The organism is Pararhodobacter sp. (assembly GCF_034676075.1).
Lineage (GTDB): Bacteria > Pseudomonadota > Alphaproteobacteria > Rhodobacterales > Rhodobacteraceae > Pararhodobacter.
Map to the genome: position 1 here is coordinate 1 of NZ_JAUCCQ010000199.1, position 4,170 is coordinate 4,170.

Annotated in this window: 2 protein-coding genes and 1 pseudogene; 1 reads left to right on the forward strand and 2 read right to left on the reverse strand. The window is 69.3% G+C overall.

Annotated features, from left to right (window positions below):
- Positions 1-1,335 precede the first annotated feature (1,335 nt).
- Positions 1,336-1,662, forward strand: a complete 327-nt coding sequence (locus VDQ18_RS23010) for a hypothetical protein (protein WP_323023187.1) — start codon at positions 1,336-1,338, stop codon at positions 1,660-1,662.
- 12 nt (positions 1,663-1,674) lie between these two features.
- Here the strand turns inward: VDQ18_RS23010 and VDQ18_RS23015 are convergent, their stop codons facing one another.
- Positions 1,675-3,744: a methyl-accepting chemotaxis protein gene (locus VDQ18_RS23015; RefSeq protein WP_323023188.1), complete on the reverse strand. Its 2,070-nt coding sequence runs from the start codon at positions 3,742-3,744 to the stop codon at positions 1,675-1,677.
- A 70-nt stretch (positions 3,745-3,814) separates the two neighbouring features.
- Positions 3,815-4,170, reverse strand: a pseudogene (locus VDQ18_RS23020) (tetratricopeptide repeat protein); the annotation flags it as partial.

Sequence of the window (4,170 nt, forward strand, 5' to 3'; positions counted from 1 at the left end):
GGAATGGGCCCGAAAGCTGGCGCGCGAGATCCGTCTGCGGGCCTAGGGCCGAAACTGAGGGGCGGGATCCTCTGGTTTGATGCACCGTTCTCCGGTTCCCGTTCCCGCTGGCACAGGGGCCATCGCCGGTTTCGACCAGACCGATGTCCGCCGAAGGCGATCCGGCCGCGTTCGCTGGGCGCCCCGTGCGCGGGAGGGAGAAAGCAGCCTGCGCAAACGGGATCAGGCCCATAATGAGCGGGCGCCAATTGGCATGTCGTTGGGGCTTGAGACCGGCACGCCCTGGGCGGGACCTGTCCCGGCACCAGCCGCCGCGCGAGATCCGGCTGCGGGCCTAGGGCCGAAACTGAGGGGCGGGATCCTCTGGTTTGATGCACCGTTCTCCGGTTCCCTTACCCGCAGGCGCAGGGGCCATCGCCGGTTTCGACCAGACCGATATCCGACGAAGGCGATCCGGCCGCGTTCGCCGGGCGCCCCGTGCGCGGGAGGGAGAAAGCATCCTGCGCAAACGGGATCAGGCTCATGATGAGCGGGCACCAATCGGCATTGCGTTGGGGGCTTGAGACCGGCACGCCCCAGGCTGGACTGCCCCGGCACCAGCCGCCGCGCCACCGGTGTGTCGGCGCGTCGAGCTCCGGGCCAAGACGGGGCGGCGTGCAGGCACTTGAAGCCGCTGCATGGTCCCCCGATGGCATGCGCTTTCCTCGCCAACGGCTTCATCGCTGTCCATCACCCCGTCGCCCCATCCTGAGCCGCTATGGGTAAGCTCGGGCGAAGATGATATCCCCGGCCGTTTCCGCGGCGGGTCGATCATCGGAATCAACCTGAGGGGTCAACGCTGACGTCTTTCCGTGGCAATAGCGTTGAGGTCTGCCAGTGGCCGATCACGCTTTGTCTGGGGCCCTCGACCGGGGCAAGGCGTCCTTTGCCCAACCTTCTCCCAAGGGCGTTCCGGTGAAGGGCCGCCATGACACGCATGCCACCGTCAAAGGACGTGGGTGCTGGGAATCAGCAGTTCGTTACCCCCGGGGTCGGGTGGAGATGCGCTCGCCGGAAGCGGCGATCATCGGTCGCCTGACGCAATCGAGCGCTCCGTCGACGGCCATATTCCTGACCAAGGGTCGTCACGCGCCCTCCATGGGAAGGACGTCCCAGTTACCGCAGCGGGAGTCCGTTCGGGCTTGCGGGCTTGATCACGCGAGACGACTTCCAGAGCCAGAGCCAGAGCCAGAGCCAGAGCCAGAGCCAGAGCCAGAGCCAGAGCCTCTTGCCGCCCACCGCTTCCGCCGGGCGCCGCTTCGCGCTATGAGGCTGCAGGAAACGGTGCGAGGGATCATGGCCGAGAAATCGAAACGCCCGCAGAAGGTCTATACCCTGTTGGTCGAGGTCGGCCGCAGCAAGGACGACGGCTTGCCCCCGGGCAGCACCGGGGCGGGGCTCTTGTGCTATGCCTCGGGCGTGGACGAGGCCGAAGCGGTGCGCGAGACGGTGGCGATCCTGAAACAGGCCGACCTCGCGCCCCTCGACGTGACCGGCTACGGCACGCTGGAAGAGCGGCTCGAACAGGGGGACGAGATCGACGCCGAGGAGCGCGCCCTGATGCAGCGCGCGCTCGACGAGAATGCCGTGATCGTCGCGCAGATGACCCCCTTCGGCGCCTGACCCCCAGGGCGGTCAGGCCGCGCGGGATCGGTGTGCGGGCGTCTGCCTTGCGGGCGCGGCGTCGGTGCGGAAGGCGGCGATCAGGCCGCTGACATCGGCGGATTGGCCGTTGAGCATCTCGATCAGGTCGGAATTCTCCTGCACCATGGCGGCATTCTGCTGGGTGACCTGGTCAAGGGACAGCATCGCCGCCTTGATTTCGGCGATGCTCGAGGCCTGGGACACGGCCTCGTCGGCGATCTGTTCCATGGCGGAACTCGCGCCCGCGATCCCGTCGCCGATCTGCCGGAAGGAATGGGCCGCGACCTCGACCAGCGAGACGCCCTGCTGCACGATCTCGGTCGAGCGCTTGATCTGGTTGCGGATCTCGTTGGTGGTATCGGCCGAGCGCACGGCGAGCGCCCGCACTTCGCTGGCCACGACCGCGAAGCCGCGCCCGGATTCGCCGGCCCGCGCCGCCTCGACTCCGGCATTGAGCGCCAGCAGGTTGGTCTGGAAGGCGATGTCGTCGATCAAGGCCACCATGCGCGTCATCTCTTCCGAGGATTTGGCGATCCTCTGCATGACGGCAATCGCCTCATCGACGCGGCCCTGACCCTCGGCCGCGTTGTTGCGCAGGCTGATCGCGGCCTCGCCCGCGCTTTTCGAGGCGCGGGCGGTGCCTGCCACCAGATCCGACAGCTGGGACAGGGCGGCTGTGGTTTCCTCGAGCGCGGCGGCCTGCGAGCCGGTGCGGCGCGACATGTCGTCGGTGGCGCGGTTGAGCTCGGCGCTGGAGGCGCGGAAGCCGCTGACGGCGCCGGCGACGCCGCCGATGGCCGTGCGCAACCGCCCGACCGCATCGTTGAAGCGCAGCCGCAGCCCGTCGTATTCGGGCGGGAACTCGACAGCGATCTGGCAATCGAGATCGCCCTGCGACAGGCTCGCCAGCGCGGCATCGAGATGGTCGATCACCTGCTCGCGGTTGGCGCGGATTGCCTCGGCCACGGCGGCATCGGCGGCGCGCAGATTGTCGCGCGTGCGGTCGATGGCGTTGAACAGCTGGCCGACTTCGGTCTTGAGGTCGACCGTGCGCGGCCGGTCGTCGAAATCCCGCCGCCCCAGACGTTCCATCGCGTTGATCAGCGCCCGGAAGCTGCCCGCGACCGAGCGGTTGACGGTGTGGCCGAGCCAGGCGCTGCCGAGCACCGCCAACACTGAGAGGCTCAGGAAGCCGATGAAGCTGTAGAGCGCCTGTTGTGCATGGGACCGGGCGCGGTCGCGGATGGCCTCGGCAACGCTGGTCTCGACCTCGCGCAGGACGTCGATCCAGGCGGTGGAGAGGGCGAACCACGCGGGCCCCGTCAGCCCCGCCACCTGCCCGCCGGGCCCCGCCGCGGCAAAGGCCTCGCGGGCGGCGGCGATCCCGGTCTCCTGCTGGCGGGCGGCGAAATCGACGCCGCCCAGGACATCCCCCAATTCGATGGCCGCGAGGCGCAGCATGGAGGCCTCGGTCGCGCCGCGTTCGAGGAAGGTGCGGTAGACGGGCGCGGGAAGCGTGGCGCTGCCCAGGCCCGTCGCCCCGGCGGCGCGTTGCAGGCCCGCGGCTTCCTTGGCTTCGGTCAGGGCCGAGAGACCGGCGCTCAGGCGCGTGATCTCCGGGTCGCGCTGCGAGAGAAGGTGATCCTCGATCTCGGCCAGGATGGACCGGATCGCGCCGGTATAGAAGGTCCCGGCATCGGCGCCGGTCACTGACTGGCGGTCGATCTGATCGCGCATCGGGCCCAGCTGCGTCAGGGCGCTGCGCAGCGTCGGCGGCAGGTCGGGGATCCGGGCGAGGGCCTGGTCGGTGGTTTGCCGCGTCCGCGGCAGGTCGGCGCCGAAATTGGCCCCGGCCGAACCGAGGAATCCCGCCGATTGCCCGCGTTCGATCTGCAGCCGGTGCACCAGGCTGGCCAGATCGATCCCTTCAGCCACCGCCTCGGCGGTGTTGCTGGTATCGGTATAGGCGCGCCACTTGCCCAGACTGAGCGGGCCGCTGACAGCGAGGAGACCTAGAAGGGGCAGAGCCGCAAGGATCAGGACCTGATGGCGGAGCATCATGAACGCATCTCCGAATCGTACAACCGGCTCCCTTGCTACCTGCCAGAAATGAATCCTTTCTATAGGCCGTTCAGGCGCGGATCCGGGCCCGCGCGCGGGCGGCCTCGCCGGGCAGGCCGAGCCCGTCATAGACCTGCGCCAGCTGCCGGTTCAGGGGAATGCCGGTCGGATCATAGCCGCGGCGCAGTTCCAGCACCTGCTGGGCGGCGGAGAGCGCCCCGGCCCGGATCAGCGCATCGAGATGAATTTGCTCGAAGAAATCGCGCTGGGCATGGGAGCCGCCGATCTCCTGCAGGCGGGGCAGGGCGCGGCCCAGAAGCCGGGCGGCAAGCGCGGCCTCGCCCCTTGCGTGGGCGGCGATGCCCCGGGCCGCGGGCAGCGCGACTTCCTCCCAGGCGAGGCGGTCATGGGCCGGGGTGGCGGCGC